This is a genomic window from Flavobacterium foetidum (assembly GCF_004634245.1).
In the GTDB taxonomy this organism is placed as follows: domain Bacteria; phylum Bacteroidota; class Bacteroidia; order Flavobacteriales; family Flavobacteriaceae; genus Flavobacterium; species Flavobacterium foetidum.
In genome coordinates this window covers 175,356-196,052 of record NZ_SJTF01000010.1, presented here as the reverse complement: position 1 = coordinate 196,052, position 20,697 = coordinate 175,356, and the positions used below count along the sequence as shown (strand labels likewise).

The 20,697-nt window shown below is 34.2% G+C and carries 16 protein-coding genes and 1 pseudogene; 12 read left to right on the top strand and 5 right to left on the bottom strand.

Features of this window, described 5'->3' with window-relative positions; all coding sequences use genetic code 11:
* Positions 1–122: 122 nt before the first annotated feature.
* The 3 genes from E0W73_RS14145 (at position 123) to E0W73_RS14135 (ending at position 4,887) form a co-directional block, all read left to right on the top strand.
* Positions 123–2,522, top strand: a complete 2,400-nt coding sequence (locus tag E0W73_RS14145) for a glycoside hydrolase family 31 protein (RefSeq protein ID WP_135222724.1) — start codon at positions 123–125, stop codon at positions 2,520–2,522.
* An 83-nt stretch (positions 2,523–2,605) separates the two neighbouring features.
* Positions 2,606–3,415 carry a M48 family metallopeptidase gene (locus E0W73_RS14140; RefSeq protein WP_135222723.1) on the top strand — a complete coding sequence of 270 codons (810 nt, stop codon included), beginning with the start codon at positions 2,606–2,608 and terminating at the stop codon, positions 3,413–3,415.
* 164 nt (positions 3,416–3,579) lie between these two features.
* Complete coding sequence (locus E0W73_RS14135; protein ID WP_135222722.1) at positions 3,580–4,887, top strand: MFS transporter; 1,308 nt, start codon at positions 3,580–3,582, stop codon at positions 4,885–4,887.
* A gap of 129 nt (positions 4,888–5,016) precedes the next feature.
* Here the strand turns inward: E0W73_RS14135 and E0W73_RS14130 are convergent, their stop codons facing one another.
* The 4 genes from E0W73_RS14130 to E0W73_RS14115 are packed head-to-tail and all read right to left on the bottom strand — an operon-like array spanning position 5,017 to position 7,980.
* Positions 5,017–5,757, bottom strand: coding sequence for a head GIN domain-containing protein (locus E0W73_RS14130; protein ID WP_135222721.1), 741 nt, complete (start codon positions 5,755–5,757; stop codon positions 5,017–5,019).
* Between the two features lie 19 nt (positions 5,758–5,776).
* Positions 5,777–6,835 carry a DUF4097 family beta strand repeat-containing protein gene (locus E0W73_RS14125; protein WP_135222720.1) on the bottom strand — a complete coding sequence of 353 codons (1,059 nt, stop codon included), beginning with the start codon at positions 6,833–6,835 and terminating at the stop codon, positions 5,777–5,779.
* Positions 6,819–7,355, bottom strand: a complete 537-nt coding sequence (locus E0W73_RS14120; protein WP_135222719.1) for an anti-sigma factor — start codon at positions 7,353–7,355, stop codon at positions 6,819–6,821. The genes E0W73_RS14125 and E0W73_RS14120 overlap by 17 nt, the downstream gene beginning before the upstream one ends.
* A 58-nt stretch (positions 7,356–7,413) precedes the next feature.
* Positions 7,414–7,980, bottom strand: a complete 567-nt coding sequence (locus E0W73_RS14115) for an RNA polymerase sigma factor (RefSeq protein ID WP_135222718.1) — start codon at positions 7,978–7,980, stop codon at positions 7,414–7,416.
* A 170-nt stretch (positions 7,981–8,150) separates the two neighbouring features.
* On the opposite strand from E0W73_RS14115, the gene E0W73_RS14110 reads away from it, so the two are divergent.
* The 9 genes and pseudogenes from E0W73_RS14110 to rpsA all read left to right on the top strand — a co-directional run bounded on the left by E0W73_RS14110 (position 8,151) and on the right by rpsA (position 19,986).
* Complete coding sequence (locus E0W73_RS14110) at positions 8,151–8,846, top strand: hypothetical protein (protein ID WP_135222717.1); 696 nt, start codon at positions 8,151–8,153, stop codon at positions 8,844–8,846.
* A gap of 233 nt (positions 8,847–9,079) precedes the next feature.
* On the top strand, positions 9,080–11,533 hold the full coding sequence (gene lon, locus E0W73_RS14105; protein ID WP_135222716.1) for an endopeptidase La: 2,454 nt from the start codon (positions 9,080–9,082) through the stop codon (positions 11,531–11,533).
* A 200-nt stretch (positions 11,534–11,733) separates the two neighbouring features.
* A complete protein-coding gene (gene porQ, locus E0W73_RS14100) occupies positions 11,734–12,753 on the top strand; it encodes a type IX secretion system protein PorQ (RefSeq protein WP_135222715.1) in 1,020 nt (339 codons plus the stop codon).
* 5 nt (positions 12,754–12,758) lie between these two features.
* Positions 12,759–13,358 carry a murein L,D-transpeptidase catalytic domain-containing protein gene (locus E0W73_RS14095; protein ID WP_135222714.1) on the top strand — a complete coding sequence of 200 codons (600 nt, stop codon included), beginning with the start codon at positions 12,759–12,761 and terminating at the stop codon, positions 13,356–13,358.
* Between the two features lie 90 nt (positions 13,359–13,448).
* A pseudogene (locus tag E0W73_RS14090) lies at positions 13,449–14,334 on the top strand (IS982 family transposase).
* A 214-nt stretch (positions 14,335–14,548) separates the two neighbouring features.
* Complete coding sequence (cmk, locus tag E0W73_RS14085; RefSeq protein ID WP_135222713.1) at positions 14,549–15,241, top strand: (d)CMP kinase; 693 nt, start codon at positions 14,549–14,551, stop codon at positions 15,239–15,241.
* 68 nt (positions 15,242–15,309) lie between these two features.
* A complete protein-coding gene (locus E0W73_RS14080) occupies positions 15,310–16,686 on the top strand; it encodes a nucleoside permease (RefSeq protein WP_135222712.1) in 1,377 nt (458 codons plus the stop codon).
* Positions 16,687–17,166: 480 nt separating this feature from the next.
* Entirely contained in the window at positions 17,167–18,045 is an 879-nt protein-coding gene (locus E0W73_RS14075) for a hypothetical protein (protein ID WP_135222711.1), read from the top strand.
* Positions 18,046–18,210: 165 nt separating this feature from the next.
* Complete coding sequence (gene rpsA / locus E0W73_RS14070) at positions 18,211–19,986, top strand: 30S ribosomal protein S1 (protein WP_135222710.1); 1,776 nt, start codon at positions 18,211–18,213, stop codon at positions 19,984–19,986.
* Between the two features lie 171 nt (positions 19,987–20,157).
* On the opposite strand, the gene E0W73_RS14065 is transcribed toward rpsA, so the two are convergent.
* Positions 20,158–20,685: an ExbD/TolR family protein gene (locus E0W73_RS14065; RefSeq protein ID WP_135222709.1), complete on the bottom strand. Its 528-nt coding sequence runs from the start codon at positions 20,683–20,685 to the stop codon at positions 20,158–20,160.
* Positions 20,686–20,697 lie beyond the last annotated feature (12 nt).

Sequence of the window (20,697 nt, the reverse complement as noted above, 5' to 3'; positions counted from 1 at the left end):
TTCAATTATTACTCTTTAAAGAAAAACGTTTTCGTTAATAAACCTCATATTCATAGAGGTTTAGGAACTTTTTTTGTATGTTTGAAAGTAAGATAAAGTTCGCGAATTAAATCAATTACACTATGATTACAAATACATCATTAGAATATAAAGGAAATTTATATCCATCAAAAATTGTTTCTTATGAGCACGAAGGCGATTCGGTTTTCTTTCATACAGATAACAATGTGATCTTAAAAGTTACAATTCTAAGAGATAGTTTAATTAGGTTTCGTTTTACGACCAAAGGCTATTTTAGTAATGATTTTTCATATGCAATTGATAAAACTCAGCTTCATGGCTATAATTTTCTGGAAGTTACAGATGAAGAATCTTTTTTTCAGATCAGAACTAGCAAAGTCAAGTGCAGAATACAAAAATCAGGTTTGCGTGTAACCATTTTTGATCTTAATGATTTCCTGATTTTAGAAGACGAGCAAGGTTTTCACTGGGAAGAAAGTTACGAATACGGAGGCAACATTGTAAAAATGAGCAAATCTTCTAAAGATGGAGAATGTTTTTACGGACTTGGTGATAAAGCGACCCAAATGAATTTGAAAGGCAAAAGAGTAGAAAATTTTGCCACAGATCAATATGCTTATCAAAAAGATCAGGAGCCTTTGTATAAAGTGGTTCCGTTTTATATTGGCCTTCACAACAAACAATCTTACGGAATCTTTTTCGACAATACTTTTAGGACTTTCTTTGATTTTTGTCAGGAAAGAAGAAATGTAACCAGTTTTTGGGCCGAAGGTGGAGAAATGAACTATTATTTTATCTATGGTCCGCAAATGCAGGATGTCGTGACGACTTATACTGATTTGACAGGAAAGCCAGAATTGCCTCCTTTGTGGGTTCTGGGCTATCATCAATGTAAATGGAGTTATTATCCAGAAAGCAAGGTTAAAGAAATTACCTCAAAATTCAGGGAACTTAAGATTCCGTGCGATGCTATTTATCTGGATATCGATTACATGGATGGCTTTAGATGTTTTACATGGAATAAAAATTATTTTCCCGACCCCAAAAAAATGGTAACCGAACTAGCAGAGGATGGTTTTAAAACGGTAGTCATTATAGATCCAGGTATCAAAATTGACAAAGATTACTGGGTTTACAAAGAAGCTCTTGAAAAAGATTATTTTTGCAAAAGAGCCGATGGTCCTTACATGAAAGGAAAAGTCTGGCCAGGGGAATGCAATTTTCCTGATTACACAAATCCCGTAGTTAGAGAATGGTGGGCAGGATTATTTAAAGAATTGATTTCAGATATTGGAGTTAAAGGCGTATGGAACGATATGAATGAACCGGCCGTAATGGAAGTTCCGAACAAAACTTTTCCGATGGATGTGCGTCATGTTTACGACGGAAATCCGTGTAGTCATAGAAAAGCGCATAATATTTATGGAACCCAAATGGCAAGGGCGACTTACCATGGCGTAAAACGTTTTGTTTATCCTAAGCGTCCTTTTGTGATAACGAGATCGGCATATTCGGGTGCGCAACGTTACACGTCGTCTTGGACCGGAGATAACGTAGCCACATGGGAACATTTATGGATTGCCAACATTCAAGTACAGAGAATGTCTATTTCCGGAATGGGTTTTACAGGATCGGATATTGGTGGTTTTGCTGAGCAACCAACGGGAGAACTTTACGCACGCTGGATTCAGTTGGGTGTTTTTCATCCGTTTTGCAGAACGCATTCTTCTGGAGATCATGGAAATCAGGAACCTTGGGCTTTTGATGAAGAAGTAATAAACATAACTAGAAAGTTTGTGAGTCTTCGTTATCAATTATTGCCTTACCTGTATACGATGTTCTGGCAGTATATTGAAGAAGGAATTCCGATGTTGAAGCCTTTAGTGTACTATGATCAGGATGATACTCAAACACATTATAGAAACGATGAATTCATTTTTGGAAATCACATTTTAGTATGCCCGATTCTTGAACCTAATGCTGTAGGTAGACGTATGTACATCCCTAGAGGCGAATGGTATAACTATTGGACAAACGAGTATGCCTACGGTGGCAGAGAAGTGTGGATTGATACAAAATTTGATGAAATTCCATTATTTGTCAAAGCAGGCTCAGTAATTCCAAAATATCCAGTGCAGCAATATGTTGGCGAGCTTGATTTTGATGAATTGACTTTAGATGTTTATTTTAAACTGGGCAAGGAAAAATCGGTTATTTATGAAGATGCGCAAGATGGTTATGATTATAAAAAAGGGCGCTACAGTTTTGTATCGCTAAGGACAATCGGAAAAGAAAAAGAATTAATCATCCAGCTCCATAAGGAAGGCAAATACGAAACACCATATACCAAATACAAAATCAATTTGATTGGATTGCCGTTTAAAGTGTCAGAAATCGAAATCGACAATGAAAAAATTGAATTTGATCAAAATAGTTTTGAGCATAATAATTTCTTAATCGTTGATAAAGAGTTCAATGAACTTCATATTGTTGGGGAGTAGTTAAATTTTGATATTTTTTTGACTTATTCTATAAATTATTTCATTTTTTTTAATCGTATTTTTGATATAAAAATAGCGTGATTATGAAAAAATATTTGTTTTTAGGAATTTTTGGAGCGCTTGTAATGGCATGCGCTACAAATCCGATTACAGGAAAACAAAACCTGAATTTTGTTTCAAACAGTGAATTATTTCCAACTTCTTTTCAGCAATACAGCACTTTTTTGTCTGAAAACAAAGTAATTACTGGAACAGCAGATGCAAAACGTGTGGAATTGGTTGGCTCAAGAATTAAAGCGGCGGCAGAAAAGTACTTAGCTTATCTTGGTCAGACACAATATCTTAAAGATTATAGATGGGAATATAAGCTAGTTGAAAATAAAGAAGTTAACGCATGGTGTCTTCCGGGAGGAAAAATTGTGGTTTATTCAGGGATACTTCCAATTACACAAGACGAACCTGGTCTAGCAACCGTAATGGGACATGAAGTTTCGCATGCATTGGCTAATCATGGTGCGCAGAGAATGAGTGCCGCACAATTGCAACAGATTGGTGGTGCCGTTTTAGATGCTGCAACTAGCAATAAAACAGCACAAACGCGAGCAATATTTTCCCAAGCTTACGGTATGGGGACAGAAGTTGGTGTAATGCTACCATTTAGTCGAAGCAATGAAACAGAAGCAGATAAAATCGGTTTAACACTAATGGCAATTGCAGGTTATAATCCGGAAGATGCTGTTTCTTTCTGGAGCAGAATGGCTGCTAAATCTGGCGGTTCAGGAACGCCTGAATTTATGAGTACGCACCCGTCTGATGCAACGAGAATTGCCAACATTAAAGCTCTAATTCCAGAGGCGAAAGCGACAGCATTGAAAGTTGGCGTTGTCAGATAATATAAAAAAACTTTTATAAAGAAAGCTATTCTGAAAAGAATAGCTTTTTTTGTTTCCAAATCAGATATTTGATAATAATTTAATAATAGACGATTTGAAAAAAATCCCTTTGATTATCGTAAAAAATAGATAAATTCGTAGCTTCTTAAAACCAAACCATTAAAATGAAAAACTTACAAAAAGGCGATAAAAAATTGTTAAATGCTTGGGCATTTTATGATTGGGCCAATTCTGTTTATACACTAACGATTGCATCAGCGGTTTTCCCAATATTTTATGAAGCATTATTTTCAAAAAGAAACGATCATTATATTGATGTTTTTGGACTCCATTTGAAAAATTCTGCACTAATCAGTTTTACCACAGCGGGCGCTTTTTTAGTTGTATCTTTTATTTCTCCCTTACTTTCTGGTATTGCTGATTATGTTGGTAATAAAAAAGCTTTTATGAAATTTTTCTGCTATCTAGGAGCCTTTTCATGCATGGGACTTTATTGGTTTGACATTAACAACATTTATCCAGGACTTGCTTTTTATTTTCTTGGTTTGATAGGATTTTGGGGAAGTTTGGTTTTTTACAATTCTTATCTGCCTGATATTGCTTATCCAGAGCAGCAGGATAAAATTAGTGCAAAAGGATATTCTCTAGGATATGTAGGAAGTGTTATTTTGTTGGTGATCAATTTAGTTATGATAATGGGGGCGGAGAATGATTCATTAAAAATGCAAGCAATGCGTTATTCTTTCATTATGGTTGGAGCATGGTGGATTATATTCAGTCAATATACCTATTATTATCTTCCTAAAGGGAGTAAGGATTCTACAAGAAAATTAACTAAAGATGTGATTTTTAATGGCTTTAAAGAATTGAGGAAAGTTTGGGCTTTGTTAAAAGTAAATATCCCATTAAGAAGATATTTAGGAGGTTTTTTTGTTTCAAGCATGGCCGTACAAACTGTTATGCTGGTAGCTACCTATTTTGGAGCACAGGAAATTAAATGGGCATCAGAAGAAGAAAGCACTATAGGGCTCATCAAGTGTATTTTATTGATTCAGTTAGTAGCTGTTTTAGGAGCTTATTTGACTTCTAAAGCTTCAGATAAATGGGGAAATATTCCAACCTTAATTTTTATAAATATATTGTGGACTATTTTCTGTGCCTTGGCTTATTTTATAACTCTTCCAAATCAATTTTATGCTATGGCAACCGTAATCGGACTTGTTATGGGAGGAATTCAGGCTTTGTCCCGTTCTACTTATTCCAAATTATTGCCAGAAACAGAAGATACAGCATCATTCTTTAGTTTTTATGATGTTGCAGAGAAAATCGGAATCGTAATCGGAATGTGTGTGTACGGGATTATTGATCAAAGAACAGGAAGCCCGCGTGCTGCGATTGTGGTTTTGGCTTTATTTTTTATCACAGCAATATTTCTTTTAAGACGAATACCGAAAAATGCCACTTCTAAATAAATAAAAGTCACGAATTTCCATTAAGATTAATTTGATTGATGATTAATTGTGGAAATTCGTGACTCAAAGAAATAAGCGTACTAACGAAAAAGCATTTTTAGTTGTTTTTGTTAGTACGCTTTTTATTACTTATACTTTAGAGATGCTTCCCGAACCAGAAACTTTTACATCTCTTTTTTCAGGATTACCGCTGTATTTAATATTTCCTGAACCTGAGACTTTAGCAACTAAGCTTTCTTCGCAATTTATCCTGCTATTTCCAGAACCAGAAACATTTGCTTCAACATTTTTACATTTTAGATCATTAGCGTTTATATTTCCGGAACCCGAAACTTTTGAAGTAAACGTTTGCGCTTTTCCTTTCAAAACTACATCTCCAGAACCGCTAACATTCACAACAAAATTTACGGCTTCAACATCTAGTTTAAAATTACCCGAGCCCGCCAGTTTTGCGGTGAAATTGTCGCTTTTGATTTTGTCTTTAGTCTGAATATTTCCTGAACTGGCTAAGCTAACTTCTGAAATTTTCTCAAAAGGAACAGTTACTTCTATAGCTTTTCCTTCACTGGTTCTTATGTTAGTGCCATGCTGAACATAAATTTTTAGAGCATTATCAACTATTTCGACTTTAATAGCCGAAAGCAAGTTTTCTTCCCCTTTTAAGGTGATATTTCCTTCTTTTCCTGCGACCAAATTTACATTAAAAGGACCACCAACCTTAATTTCGTCATAATCCCCAGTATTTCGGGTCTGTGTAACTACATTTCCATTTCCTTTAATTTTGTTATTGGTGTTATCAGGCCATTGGGCAACAGCCGTATAAGCTGCTAAAAAAACGGCCAAAACTAATAAGTGAGTTATTTTTTTCATGGTTTTGATTTTTTGATTGTTATTTTTTTACTAGAGTTACGCTTCCGTAGTTAGAAGAGATGTACATTTTGTTTTGGCCTTTTTTTCTGTAATAACCGCTTATTCGCTTTGAATTGCTTTTAGTTTCAGAAACGGAAAGGTCGAGTGAGTTATCATGCTTAATGCCACCGTATCGGGTAGAAATATCAAAGTCAAAAGAATAATTTGTGTCATAACCTAGATAAACATCTGTGTAGCCTGAATTAATGTTGATGTTTCCTGCTTTTTCGTTCAGATTTCCGACACTCACTTTACTGTAGTTGGTATCTAGATTAAGATTGTTTGAAATTTCGGCTATATTGATTGTTAAGTAATTTCCCGAACCAGAAACACTGTTTACTTTCTGAAATTTGAATGTTCCGTAATTGCAGTCATACTTTAAGTTCTGCCCTTCATTGAGTGTCAAATCAGTATAGTTAGTGTCAATATTGAGATTTCCAGATTCATTTATTTTAAGTCCAGAGTAGCGCGCATGAATATAACCGCTTTTGATATAATCAATATTAGAACCTTGGCAGTAAGCAATTTCGATTTTGTTGTTAGGAGCATTCAATTTTCCAAGATTAATCTTTCCGTATTTACAACTTATATTTGCAAATCCTTCCAAATTTTGAGTTGTGATGTTCCCATATTTGTTAAAGAGTTTAGCGCCTCCATTTTTTGGTATTTTAATCACATAATTTATTTCAAAACTGTTACCGCTTCCTCTACTTTTAAGCGAAGAATTTCCGATAGAAGTTACGGCCAAAACCTGAGTTTTTAGTGCAGTTATATCGACATTAATACTGTTTAGGCGTTCGTTTACCCAATTTTCATCCGCCCCAGAAACTTTGATTGTGATGTCAAGATCAATTTTGTCTTCGTCCCATGTAGAGACAGTGATGTTTCCGTATCGGTTGTCGATGTCTATTCCGGCGTTTGAGTTCACGATATAGGTTTTTTTGATATTTTTTTGTTTTGAAATAAAGGTATCATCGTTTGCTAATCCTAAATATGGAATTAGTGCTAGTAAGAATAATATTTTATAGAGTTTTCTCATGACTTGTATTTTTTAAATTTTCATTTTCTTCGATTCGTTGCAGCACCGTTTGCAAAAAGGAGATTCTGGTCTGTAGATTACTAATCATTGCATAAATAATCTGCTTGTTTTCTCCGTTTTTCTGCAGTTCGTTAATTATTTTTTGATAATCAGCGTCAAAAACTTTCATCTGATTTAAGGCATCGTTAATGATTTGTTGATTTTCAGGTGAATTCTTTTCTTTTAATTTCACCAGTTCATTATCAATCAAAATGTTGAAAATAGAATCAGTTCGTTGTGTTTCTTTTGAAGCAAACTTAAAATCTTTTGGTTTTTTTTCTGTATTATAAAAAATTGACACGCCTAACAGTAGCACAATCGATGCGGCAACAGAGGTGATCAGCCAATATTTTTTCTTAGGTTGTTTTTTATTTAATTTCTCAAGAAAATCATTCTGGTGTCCCGGATTTAATTCTTGGATATCCCATTGATTTTCAAATTTTTCAAATAATTGGTCTAAATTTTCATTCTCCTTTTTCATATATCTAAATTAATTTCAGAGGTTTATATAAGACTGTCTAGTTTCTTGCGCATCGAGCCTAAACTGTAATTTTTATTTCCTCTAATTTTTTTCGTAAGTTTTCTTTTGCGCGGCTTAAAGTCGTTCTGCAATTGGCATAACTGATATTCAAAATTTCGCAGATTTCCTCCTGATCATATCCTTCAATGTAAAAAAGCGTAAGCACCATTCTATAATTGTCTTTTAAATCTAAAATAGTGTCTAATACCTGTTTTACTTTAAGATTTTCCATGTCAATACTGTCCGAGACAATACTGTCGTTCTCTTCAATTTTGTAAAGGCTTTTACTTAAATCCTCGGCCTGAAAAGCGTTGTTTTTTTTATAAAAATCAATACTATAATTGATTACGATTCGTTTAAGCCACGCTCCGAAGGCGACTTCCTGCTTATAATCGTTTATTTTTGTAAAAGCCTTTAAAAAACCTTCCTGCATGACGTCTTGTGCAAAATGCTCGTCTTTTACAATACGATAAGCAACATTGTACATCGCTTTAGAATAGCGGTTGTACACCTCAAACTGCGCTTTTTGGTTGTTGGCCTTGCAAAGCGCAATTAATTCCTCGATATTTTGATTGGTTATGCTCAATTTTGATTGTTGATTTATACTAATGACTTCTACATTTTTGGTTTGTTACAGTTTTACGAAAAAAAAAATATTTTTTTTCTGTTTTACGTAAAGGCGTAAGGAAGAATAAAAGTATCGATATATTTTTGATAAAAATTACTTACAATTTACCATTAACGAAATTTAAAACTATGAAAAAATTTAAAAGCTTTGCTTTGATGACATTGTTTGTGTCTACATCATTATTAACATCATGTTCAAGTGATTCTGGAAGTGATGACCAAGGAAATGAGCCTTCTCAAGGAGATTACTGGCCAGCGGCAGTAGGTAACCAGTGGGTTCTAAACAACGGCTCTGATATTTCTATGAAAATAATCGGTACTGAAAAAATAGGCCAAAGTACTTATTACAAATTCGATAAGTTCCTTACACCTTCTAGTAGCGATATTACGGGTTCTGCAACGGCATGGTTAAAAAAAACTGGTGGAGATTATTATATTAAATTAGATGACATTGTTACAAATAGTGGTGGGATTTCCTCTAAAATTAGTGGTTACGAATATACATTTTTTAAAGATAATCTAGAGGTAAATGGTACATGGACTGGAACCTACACACAAACTACCACAATTGATATTCCAGGTGTTCCTGCTATAAAAATGAATGTAAAATATACAGGAACCATTTTAGAGAAAGGAGCAACGGCTGTTGTTAAGAATGTTACTTATAAAGATGTTATCAAATTTAAACTTAAGCTTGAAACTTCTGTAGAAGGAAAAGCGGCAGGCACTTCTGAAGCTGAATATTGGATGTCTAAAGATGTTGGGCTTGTTAAATTTATTTTTAATAAAGTCGCATCAGATTTGGTTTCGTACAAATTGAACTAAAATTCTGATATATGATTTTAAAAGCCGAAATTAAGTTTCGGCTTTTTTTATGCAATTGGTTTTTTGGGTCATTTCACGTCGCATGTTTTTGGATTTGGCATAATCATTGTCTATTTTTACGACCTGCCTTGTATATGAAATGTTTACTATACATTTTAAGAAAAAAATGCATGAATAAGGTGTTTTTACAGACAGCGATAATTTTTTAATGACAAAAAGACTTATATTTTATTATGTCAAACCATAAAATACTCACTATTGACAATCTGTCACTTCAGGAATTTGATTCGGAGGCAGAATTAATTCCATTATTAACTCCCGAGGACGAAGAGGAAATGAATAATGAGGAACTTCCTGTTTCGCTTCCGATCCTGCCATTACGCAATACTGTCTTGTTTCCAGGAGTTGTGATTCCGATTTCTGCGGGTAGAGACAAATCAATTCGCTTAATAAATGATGCAAATGCCGGAGGAAAAATAATTGGAGTTGTTTCTCAAATTAATGAAGAAGACGAAGACCCTTCAAAAGATGATATTCATAAAATTGGAACTGTTGCACGCATTTTAAGAGTCTTGAAAATGCCTGACGGAAACGTAACCGTTATTCTGCAAGGAAAAAAACGTTTCGAGATTGACGAGATAGTTTCAGAAGACCCTTATATGACCGCACAAGTCAAAGAGGTTGAAGAAGTGCGTCCAGATGAAAATGACAGTGAGTTTACTGCAATTTTAGATTCGGTAAAGGAGCTGGCTATTCAGATTATTAAAGAAAGTCCAAACATTCCTTCTGAAGCTACTTTTGCGATTAAAAATATTGAAAGCCAATCGTTTTTAATCAATTTTGTTTCTTCAAACATGAATCTTACGGTAAAAGAAAAACAAGGTCTTTTATCAATAAACGGTCTTAAGGACAGAGCGCTTGAGACGTTACGCTATATGAATGTCGAACTGCAAAAACTGGAGTTAAAAAATGATATCCAGTCAAAAGTGCGTTTTGATTTGGACCAGCAACAAAGAGAATATTTTCTTCATCAGCAAATGAAAACCATTCAGGAAGAATTGGGAGGCGTTTCTCAGGAAGAGGAAATGGACGAAATGGGGCAGAAGGCCAAAACTAAAAAGTGGGATGAAAAAACGCAGAAACATTTTGAAAAAGAATTGTCTAAAATGCGTCGTATGAATCCGCAGTCTCCTGATTTTGGAATTCAGAGAAATTATTTAGAATTGTTTTTAGAACTTCCTTGGGGAGAATATTCTAAAGATAAATTTGATTTGAAAAATGCTCAGAAAATTTTAGATAAAGATCATTTCGGACTTGATGAAGTTAAGAAAAGAATGATTGAACATTTGGCGGTTTTAAAGCTGCGAAACGATATGAAATCGCCAATTATTTGTTTGACAGGACCTCCCGGAGTAGGAAAAACTTCTATCGGGCGTTCTGTTGCAGAAGCATTGGGTCGAGAATATGTACGTATTTCTCTTGGAGGTCTACGTGACGAAGCAGAAATCCGCGGACACAGAAAAACCTATATTGGTGCGATGCCAGGAAGAATCATTCAGAGTCTTAAAAAAGCAGGAACGTCAAATCCTGTTTTTATTCTGGATGAAATTGATAAGCTTTCGAGCAGTCATAGTGGCGATCCGTCTTCAGCCTTATTAGAGGTTTTAGATCCAGAACAAAACAATGCTTTCTATGATAATTTCCTCGAAATGGGTTACGATTTGTCTAAAGTGATGTTTATAGCAACTTCTAACAATATGGGAGCGATTCAGCCAGCATTGCGAGACAGAATGGAAGTAATCAAAATGTCTGGATATACTATTGAAGAAAAGGTCGAAATTGCCAAAAGACACTTGTTTCCAAAACAGCTCGAAGCACATGGGTTAACAGCAAAAGATTTGACTATAGGCAAAAAACAATTAGAGAAAATTGTAGAAGGCTATACGCGTGAATCTGGTGTTCGTAATCTTGAAACAAAAATTGCGCAAGTAATCAGAAATGCGGCAAAATCGGTTGCGATGGAAGAGGAGTACAATAAAAAGGTTACAGACGAAGATATTGTTGCCATTTTGGGTGTTCCAAGATTAGAAAGAGATAAGTACGAAAATAACGATGTTGCTGGTGTGGTTACTGGTCTTGCGTGGACAAGTGTTGGAGGCGATATTTTGTTTATAGAATCATTGATTTCTGAAGGTAAGGGATCTTTGAGCATTACAGGAAACCTAGGGACTGTAATGAAAGAATCTGCTACAATCGCATTAGAATATATAAAGGCCAATGCTAAGAAATTAGGCATTAGCTCAGAAATTTTTCAAAAATATAACATTCATCTGCATGTTCCGGAAGGTGCAACTCCAAAAGACGGACCAAGTGCAGGGATTGCTATGCTGACTTCTTTAGTGTCTCTTTTGACGCAGAAGAAAGTAAAGAAAAGTATTGCTATGACTGGCGAAATTACATTAAGAGGCAAAGTTTTGCCTGTAGGTGGAATTAAAGAAAAAATCTTAGCAGCAAAACGAGCCAATATCAAAGAAATCATTTTATGCCACGAAAACAAAAGTGATATTGATGAAATAAAAGCTGAATACCTGGAAGGCCTTACTTTTCATTACGTAAAAGAAATGAGCGAAGTGTTGGCTTTGGCAGTAACAGACCAACCGGTTAAGAACGCTAAAGCGATAAAGTAAAAAATTGAATTTTATAATTCCAAAATCTCAAAATCCAAATTCCAACTTTAGACTGGGATTTGGATTTTTTTTGTTTCGTGATTTTCTTGATTTTTTTGGTATGATTATTGAAAAACAGCTAGTTATAAAAATTATTTTATAAGTTATATAATTTTATATTTGCATTTGCGTTATTCCCATATAGGAACGCCAAAAAAAGAATGTTAAAACACTATGTTTTGTTTTTTATGCTAATGATTTGTTCGATTTCGTTCGGGCAGATTGGAGGGCGTTCAATTTATCAATTTTTGAATTTGAGTACTTCGCCAAGACAGGCAGCGTTGGGAGGAGATATTATTACGATATATGATGAAGATGTTAATCAGGCCATGTCTAATCCTGCACTTATAAACGCAGATATGGATAATCATCTGGCAATGAATTACGGTAGTTATTATGGAGAGGCTTCATACGGAACCGCTTCGTATGCATATACTTATGACCGTCATGTGCAAACATTCTATGCAGGAGTCAGTTATATAAATTACGGTTCGTTTGAAGGCTATGACGAAAACGGACAGGCAACTTCGAACTTTACAGGAAGCGAAGGTGCGCTGACACTTGGGTATGCTTATAATATTCCTTACACTGATTTTTATATTGGGTCAAATGTCAAGTTAATAACTTCAAATTTAGAAAGTTATAATTCTATTGGTGGTGCTGTAGATTTAGGTTTTTTGTATTTGAATGAAAAGAATGATTTAAATATGGCGCTGGTAGTTCGAAATATTGGCACACAGTTTACAACTTACTCAGGAATTAAAGAAAATTTACCTTTTGAAATTGTTGCTGGTGTTTCGCAAGAACTGGAACATGTACCGATTCGCTGGCATCTTTCGTTGGAAAACTTGCAACAATGGAACATCTCTTTCTCGAATCCTGTACGTGGAGAAACCAATATTGACGGGTCAAAAAGCAACGAAAAAGTTTCATTTGTAAATAATGCTCTAAGACATGTGGTTTTTGGTGTCGAACTTTTTCCTAAAAAAGCATTTAATTTTCGTTTGGGATATAATTTTAGAAGAGCAGAAGAGTTAAGAGTTGAAGAACAACGCAATTTTTCGGGAGTCTCATTAGGATTTGGTTTAAAAATGAATAAGTTAAAATTCAACTATTCTTATTCTAGATATACATTGGCAGCGAATACAAGTCTTTTTGGTCTAATTTTAAATTTTCAGTAGCTTTTATGAAAATAATCAGTTTATTTCTGTTTATGACTGTGGGTTTTTTTACGGGTTCAAACCTCTATTTTAAAGATGAGACACTTTCAACCGTCGAGATTGAAAGAATAAACACTAGAATAATCGATATTAAAAATATGGTTAGTTCTGGATCTAAATACAATTCGAAAATTGCGTTTCTGATAGATATGAAGGTTCCATCGGGAAAAAACCGCTTTTTTGTATATGATTTAGAAAAGAATGAAGTTATAGACCAAGGTCTAGTGGCGCATGGTTCTGGTTCTGAGACAGGAATTAAAGGTGTTCTGAAATTTAGTAATACTCCAAACTCTAATTGCACAGCTCTTGGAAGATATGCAATCGGGAAGAACTATAAAGGCATTTTTGGAAAAGCCTATAGACTAGCGGGTCTGGAGGAAACAAATAACAATGCCGTGAAACGTGCAATCGTGCTTCATCACTATTCGGCTGTTCCGTATGCTGAACAAGATTACTACATAAGCAATAGTCACGGTTGTCCAATGGTAAATGAGCAGTTTTTCAAGAGGATAGAAAAGATAATTGATAGTTCTAAGTCGAACATTATTATGGATATCTACTATTAGTAAAATCCAAACCCGTAGTGCATTATAAAAAGAAGTTGCTCAAAACACTAAAAAGTGTTAATTTGTAATGATTACCAGTCAATTACAACTATGAGCAACTTAAAGGCAAATTACGAATTAATTCTTACGGAATTACGAAAATTAATGAAAACTGAAAATTTCTATTTCAAACCTGTAAAGCCAAAAATGTCTGACATTGAACTGATTAGCCTAATTATATTGGCTGAATTTAAATCTATAGATTCTGAACATCAGCTTTTTAGAGAAATACAAGACCTTGAAATTGGTTCAAAAATCGAACGCAGTGTTTACAATAGGAGAAAACGACAATTATTTCCTTTTATTGAAGAGATCAGGATGAAGATGGTTGAAAAATTTAATGAGTTTGAAAATTATTTTGTGGTCGATAGCATGCCTTTAGAAGTTTGTAAAATAGCCCGTTGTTCAAGAAGTAAAATATGTAAAGAAGAAGATTACGCACGACCAAATAAAGGATTTTGTGCTTCTCAAAATCTACATTATTACGGTTACAAATTACATGCAGTATGTTCAATTGAAGGTGTTTTTCAAAGTTTTGATTTAACACCTGCTTCGGTTCATGATATTCATTATCTGAAAGATATAAAGACGCAACTGTCAAATTGTGTGCTGCTTGGTGACAGAGGTTATCTTTCTCAAACCATCCAACTTGATTTGTTTAATGAAGTAAACATTCAATTAGAAACCCCAAAAAGGATAAATCAAAAAGATTATAAACCCCCAGTTCTATTCATTTAAAAAATTCAGAAAACGAATAGAAACTTTGTTCTCTCAACTATGCGACCAGTTTATGATTAGACGAAATTATGCTAAATCATTTCAAGGATTTAAAACAAGGATTCTTTCTAAAATAACCACTTTAACTACCATACAGTATTTGAATAAATTCGTTTTCGATAGAAACATCAATAATTTGAAAATTAATTTAATTCAATAATGCACTACGGGTTAAAATCCAATTATAAAAATAGATGCTATTGTCATTGACAAATTTGTCATTTGGGAGTAGCATTTTTTTTGGATTGTTTTTTTGCACATTGTCTTTTATTTTTATGAATCTTTGAGCACACTATGATTATCTTTGCGGAAGATTTAAAAGCAGGTACTGCTTTATTTCTTTAATTAGAACTAAGAATTTTAAAACTTATAAATTGAGAAAGATTACAATTGCGATAGACGGATTTTCATCAACAGGGAAAAGCACTTTGGCAAAACAATTGGCCAAACAATTGGAATATGTATATGTAGATACTGGAGCAATGTACCGTGCAGTTGCTTATTTTGCAATGCAGCATCAATATATTGGAGCTGATTTTTTTTACAAAAAAGCGCTGATAGAAGCTTTACCCAAAATTCAGTTGGAGTTTAAGTTTAATCCTGATTTGGGTTTTGCAGAAATGTATTTGAATGGAGAAAATGTTGAAAAACCAATCAGAACGATTGAGGTCTCCAGTTTTGTGAGCAAAGTTGCAGAAGTTTCTGAAGTGCGTTCAAAATTAGTTGAACAGCAACAAGAAATGGGAACGAACAAAGCAATTGTAATGGATGGAAGAGATATCGGAACTGTGGTTTTTCCGAATGCTGAGTTGAAAATCTTTATGACTGCAAGCGCAGAAACCCGCGCACAAAGACGTTTTGATGAATTGCAGCAAAAAGGAGATAACGTATCTTATGAAGAAGTTTTAAAAAATGTTGAAGAAAGAGATTACTTGGATACACATCGTGAAGATTCTCCACTTGTAATAGCCGAAGATGCGATTGAAATTGATAATTCTTATTTGAGCAAAGACGAACAGTTTCAGGCTGTTTTGGAATTAGTGGAAGATATTGTTAAAACAGCCTAATTTTTTGCAGATAATATTTTTAATGTTAGTTTTACCGCTTCATTTTTTACTAAAGACAAATTCATTTTATGGGAATTAAAAACAGATTGATCTTAATGAGCTTTCTTCAATTTTTTGTTTGGGGAGCATGGCTTATCACAATAGCAAATTATTGGTTTGGTACAAAGAATTGGGAAGGAACTCAGTTTGGACTTGTTTTTGGAACCATGGGAATTGCTTCTCTTTTTATGCCTACGCTAACAGGTATAATAGCTGACAGATGGATCAATGCTGAAAAATTATACGGTTTTCTTCATATTTTGTATGCTGTGGTTCTGTTCGGAATCACACAAGTAACAACACCAGATACTTTTATTGCTGTAATGCTTTTGGCAATGTGTTGCTATATGCCAACTATTGCGTTAAGCAACTCTATTTCTTACACGGCTCTAAAATTAAACAATAAAGATGTTGTGAAAGATTTTCCTCCAATTCGTGTTTGGGGAACAATTGGTTTTATCGCTGCTATGTGGATTACCAATTTAACTGGAAGTAAAGCAACTGAATATCAGTTTTATATTGCCGGAATCGGTGCTTTGGTGTTAGGGTTTTATGCTTTTACACTTCCAAAATGCGAACCACAACGTTTAATAAAAGAAAATGCATCCTGGATAGAAACTCTTGGTTTGGAGTCGTTTAAATTATTCGGAAATTACAAAATGGCATTGTTTTTTGTTTTTTCAATGTTTTTAGGTGGTGCGCTCCAATTGACAAATGCTTATGGAGATGTGTTTTTAGACGAATTCAAACATTTTCCTAAATATGCAGATTCGTTTGTAATCAAATATTCTACGATTATCATGTCGATTTCTCAGGTTTCTGAGACGTTATTTATTTTGGCGATTCCGTTTTTTCTTAAACGTTTCGGTATCAAACAGGTAATGCTCATCAGTATGCTGGCTTGGGTACTGCGTTTCGGATTATTTGCTTTTGGAGACCCAGTCGGCGGTTTATGGATGATCATATTGTCTTGTATTGTATACGGAATGGCGTTTGATTTCTTTAATATTTCTGGTTCGTTATTCGTAGAAAGCAATACCGATTCTAAAATTCGTTCGTCAGCTCAAGGATTATTTATGATGATGACCAATGGAGTAGGTGCAGTTTTGGGGAGTTTAACTTCTGGCTGGGCAATCGATCGTTTCTTTACCAAATCGTTTAACACCACAATAGAATTAGCAGGGTTTTTACAAACTGACCCAGCTAATGAAAAAATGGCAGAATTCGTAAAAAGTCAAGGGCATTCAATTGCTGCAGATGGCGCTTTTTCAAATCCTGTTCTAATGAAGGACTGGCACACTATATGGCTGTCTTTTGCGGCTTATGCTTTGGTTATTGCAATTGCGTTTGCTGTTTTATTTAAGCATAAACATAATCCTAAGGAGATTGAAAAATTTAGCCATTAGAATGAGACTTGAACTTTTTCGAAGTTATTTGTTGAATAAGTAAAATAATAATAAAATATTAAACACCACAAATGTTTCTAAATTTAGAAACTTTTGTGGTGTTTTTGTTATGTCTGAAATTTGGCACGATAGTCACACAAGGTAAACCTGACAGGTTTTAGAACCTGTCGGGTTTATTTAATTTAAGGAACTTATAAAAACAAAACTTTCTAATCTAGCCCCGATAGAGCCAAATATCCTTTTGTGCCGGGGTTCGGCATAAAAGATATGGGTGAAAGCGGGACATTCGATCTTGAGAACCTCTTACAGCTGCTTCTTGTCAAATTAATAATAATTTCGATTTTGTAAGTTCATATTTTAGTCTTATTCTTGTAGCTGTTTTGGTAAGAAAGTTTTTAATAAGTTTTTGATTGTTTTAAAAACGACATTATACTTTTGAATCATTTAAAGCCTGTAATCAACTCAAATAATTAATAATTTATGGACAAATTTTACAAACCATCTGGCAAGTTCTCGCCAATGTTTATTTTATGCTTTTTGCTGGCCAGTGTTACAGCATTTCCGATAATCGGATTAATTTATGCTTACTGTATCTGGTATATTCCTATTATATATGTAAATTTCTTTATCACTATTGGTTTTGGTTTTTTGGTCGGTTTTGTGTTGTCTTGGTTGGTAATCAAAAAAGGCAAGGTGAGAAATCCGCTTTTAGGATTTGTTATTGGACTGGCAGGAGCATTTGTAGCATTGTATTTTCACTGGGCTGTTTGGATTGATTTGGTGATTAATGCCGGAGAAAGTTATGGTGATGAAAAACTTGGAATTACGGTCAGTAATATAGAGTTTCTACAGGTTTTTTCATTGATTTTCAGGCCAGATGTTGTTTTTGAATACATTGGTCAAGTAAATCAATACGGTACATGGGGTATTCGTGGAGCAACTGTAAGCGGGACTTTGCTTTGGGTTATTTGGGCGATAGAAGCTATTGTTGTAATTGGAATTTCGGGTTTTCTTCCTTACTTAGAATCGAAAAAACCTTTTTCGGAATCTACTAATTCTTGGTATGAAGAGGTTGTGTTGCCTGCTTTTAGTTATATAGAAAATAAAAATCAAATAGTTGCCGCCATTTTAGCTAACAACAACACTGATTTTGATGCATTAAACATTGATGTCGACAAGAAGGTAGACAGCCACAGTGTGTTTACGCTTTATAAATCTAAATCTGGGAAAAACTATTTGTCTGTGGAGAACAAAACATCTAAAGTAGATGATAAAGGGAACATTTCATTTGATAGTGATCAAATTGTAGAATACATTTTAATTAATAATGATTTGTCAAAATTATTGTTGGAGAAATAATAAGCGACGTAACTATTTGTAATTTCAAATATTTGTAGTAATTTTGCAGACCTTTTGGCAGAGAAGAGTTTCCATTAGGAATCAACTATTTATGTAAAACAACTTCTGTATTTTCTATCGCATAGAGAAACTCGAGAAAAGCAGAATACAAATTTTTTTATCAGCATGTCTGAACAAACAAAATCACAAGAAGAGTTTTTAGCAAATTTTAACTGGCACAATTTCCAAGAAGGAATCGATGCAGTAGATGAGAAAAACTTGCAAGAGTTTGAGGAACTAGTATCAAAAACTTTCATCGCTACAGATCAAGAAGAAGTAGTTGAAGGAGTTGTTGTTAGAATTACAGATAGAGACGTTATCGTTGATATCAATGCTAAATCTGAAGGTGTTATTTCTTTAAACGAATTTCGTTACAACCCAAATTTAAAAGTAGGTGACAAAGTAGAAGTATTAATCGACATCCGTGAGGACAAAACAGGTCAATTAGTATTATCTCACAGAAAAGCACGTACTATCAAATCTTGGGATAGAGTTATTGCAGCAAATGAAACTGGAGAAATCGTTAACGGTTTTGTTAAATGCAGAACTAAAGGAGGTATGATCGTTGACGTATTCGGTATCGAGGCGTTCTTGCCAGGATCTCAAATTGACGTTAAGCCAATTAGAGACTACGATGTATATGTAAACAAAATGATGGAATTCAAAGTGGTAAAAATCAACCACGAATTCAAAAACGTTGTTGTATCTCATAAAGCTCTTATCGAGGCTGATATTGAAGTACAGAAAAAAGAGATCATCGGTCAATTACAAAAAGGACAAGTATTAGAAGGTGTTGTTAAAAACATTACTTCTTATGGTGTGTTCATTGACTTAGGTGGTGTTGACGGATTAATTCACATTACTGACCTTTCTTGGAGCAGAATCAACCACCCAAGTGAAGTTCTTGAATTAGACCAAAAATTAAACGTTGTAATCCTTGATTTCGATGATGAGAAAACAAGAATTCAATTAGGATTGAAACAATTAAACGCTCACCCATGGGATGCTTTAGATGCTAACTTAACTGTTGGTGATAAAGTAAAAGGTAAAGTAGTTGTAATCGCTGATTACGGTGCATTTATCGAAGTTGCTGAAGGAGTTGAAGGTTTAATCCACGTTTCTGAAATGTCATGGTCAACTCACTTACGTTCTGCTCAGGACTTCGTGAAAGTTGGAGATGTTGTTGAAGCAGTTATCTTAACTCTTGACAGAGAAGATCGTAAGATGTCATTAGGTATCAAACAATTGACTCAAGATCCATGGACTGACATTACTTCTAAATACCCAGTAGGTTCTAAACATACAGGTATCGTTAGAAACTTCACAAACTTTGGTATTTTCATAGAATTAGAAGAAGGAATTGATGGATTAATCTACATTTCTGACCTTTCTTGGACTAAGAAAATCAAACACCCATCTGAGTTTGTAAACGTTGGAGAAAAACTTGATGTTGTTGTATTAGAATTAGATGTTGAAGGACGTAAATTATCTTTAGGTCACAAACAAACTACTGCTAATCCTTGGGATCAATACGAAGATTCATTCGCTGTAGGAACTATCCACAACGGTGAGATTTCTGAAATCGTTGACAAAGGAGCTACTGTAGAATTCGGAGATGATATCGTTGCTTTCATTCCTACTCGTCACCTTGAAAAAGAAGACGGAAAGAAATTGAAAAAAGGTGATACAGCTGATTTCAAAGTAATCGAGTTCAACAAAGAATTCAAAAGAGTTGTTGCTTCTCACACTGCTATCTTCAGAGAAGAAGAAGAGAAAAACGTGAAAGCTGCTGCTGAAAACACTTCTGCTACATCTACTAACGCACCAGCTGCGACTTTAGGTGACAACAACGATGTGTTAGCTGCTCTTAAAGCTAAAATGGAAAAAACTGAGAAAAAATAATTCTTAGCTTTTTTGTAAATAGAAAGTCCCGCAGAAATGCGGGACTTTTTTTTATGTTTAAATGCCACGAAGGCACTAAGGCACAAAGTTTTTTTTTCTTGGACTTTTAAAACTGTTTCTTGTTAATGTTACTAAAAACTAGGAATCTTGGCTAAATCATTTTTTTTTGAATTAATTTGATGCCATTAATTTATATTCTTCGGGAGTAAAATAATCAACAATTGAATACGAATTTATTCCACAGATTTTCATTTCATCTAAAATTTCGACTAAATTTCCATAATTAGATTTTTTGCTTGGCTTTATAATGACTGTAGTTCCTTTTCCGGGCTTACCTAATTGAGCTGAATAATCTAAGACTTTTTTGTTTCTTTCTAATATTTTTTGTCTTATTCCGTTTCTACCATATTCTACTTTTTTCGGTGCGTCAATAGGAAGTAATAATAATCCTGTATAGGTGATAATTTTGTTGTCATCGTCTAAAAGTATTGTCATAATACGATTCTCATCAGGTTTGTTGCAACCATGATCTGGTCCGCAGCCATCATTATAGAATGGATAATCCATACTTTTAGCTTTCGACAATTCTCCAACAACCATAAAAAATATAATCAGCAGAAAGGAAACGCTTACCATTGCGGTTAAATCAACTCTGGAATTAAGTTTTCTGCTTCTAACTTTTTGCGGTAGGTTTTTCATAAAATCTATATT

Excerpts from the sequence above, each read along its gene's own strand:
- E0W73_RS14125 (WP_135222720.1), bottom strand. The coding sequence starts at position 6,835 with ATGAGAAAACTCTATAAAATATTATTCTTACTAGCACTAATTCCATAT.
- E0W73_RS14140 (WP_135222723.1), top strand. The coding sequence starts at position 2,606 with ATGAAAAAATATTTGTTTTTAGGAATTTTTGGAGCGCTTGTAATGGCA.
- E0W73_RS14135 (WP_135222722.1), top strand. The coding sequence starts at position 3,580 with ATGAAAAACTTACAAAAAGGCGATAAAAAATTGTTAAATGCTTGGGCA.
- E0W73_RS14075 (WP_135222711.1), top strand. The coding sequence starts at position 17,167 with ATGGACAAATTTTACAAACCATCTGGCAAGTTCTCGCCAATGTTTATT.
- E0W73_RS14130 (WP_135222721.1), bottom strand. The coding sequence starts at position 5,757 with ATGAAAAAAATAACTCACTTATTAGTTTTGGCCGTTTTTTTAGCAGCT.
- E0W73_RS14095 (WP_135222714.1), top strand. The coding sequence starts at position 12,759 with ATGAAAATAATCAGTTTATTTCTGTTTATGACTGTGGGTTTTTTTACG.
- E0W73_RS14110 (WP_135222717.1), top strand. The coding sequence starts at position 8,151 with ATGAAAAAATTTAAAAGCTTTGCTTTGATGACATTGTTTGTGTCTACA.
- E0W73_RS14120 (WP_135222719.1), bottom strand. The coding sequence starts at position 7,355 with ATGAAAAAGGAGAATGAAAATTTAGACCAATTATTTGAAAAATTTGAA.
- E0W73_RS14080 (WP_135222712.1), top strand. The coding sequence starts at position 15,310 with ATGGGAATTAAAAACAGATTGATCTTAATGAGCTTTCTTCAATTTTTT.
- E0W73_RS14145 (WP_135222724.1), top strand. The coding sequence starts at position 123 with ATGATTACAAATACATCATTAGAATATAAAGGAAATTTATATCCATCA.
- E0W73_RS14065 (WP_135222709.1), bottom strand. The coding sequence starts at position 20,685 with ATGAAAAACCTACCGCAAAAAGTTAGAAGCAGAAAACTTAATTCCAGA.
- porQ (WP_135222715.1), top strand. The coding sequence starts at position 11,734 with ATGTTAAAACACTATGTTTTGTTTTTTATGCTAATGATTTGTTCGATT.
- rpsA (WP_135222710.1), top strand. The coding sequence starts at position 18,211 with ATGTCTGAACAAACAAAATCACAAGAAGAGTTTTTAGCAAATTTTAAC.
- lon (WP_135222716.1), top strand. The coding sequence starts at position 9,080 with ATGTCAAACCATAAAATACTCACTATTGACAATCTGTCACTTCAGGAA.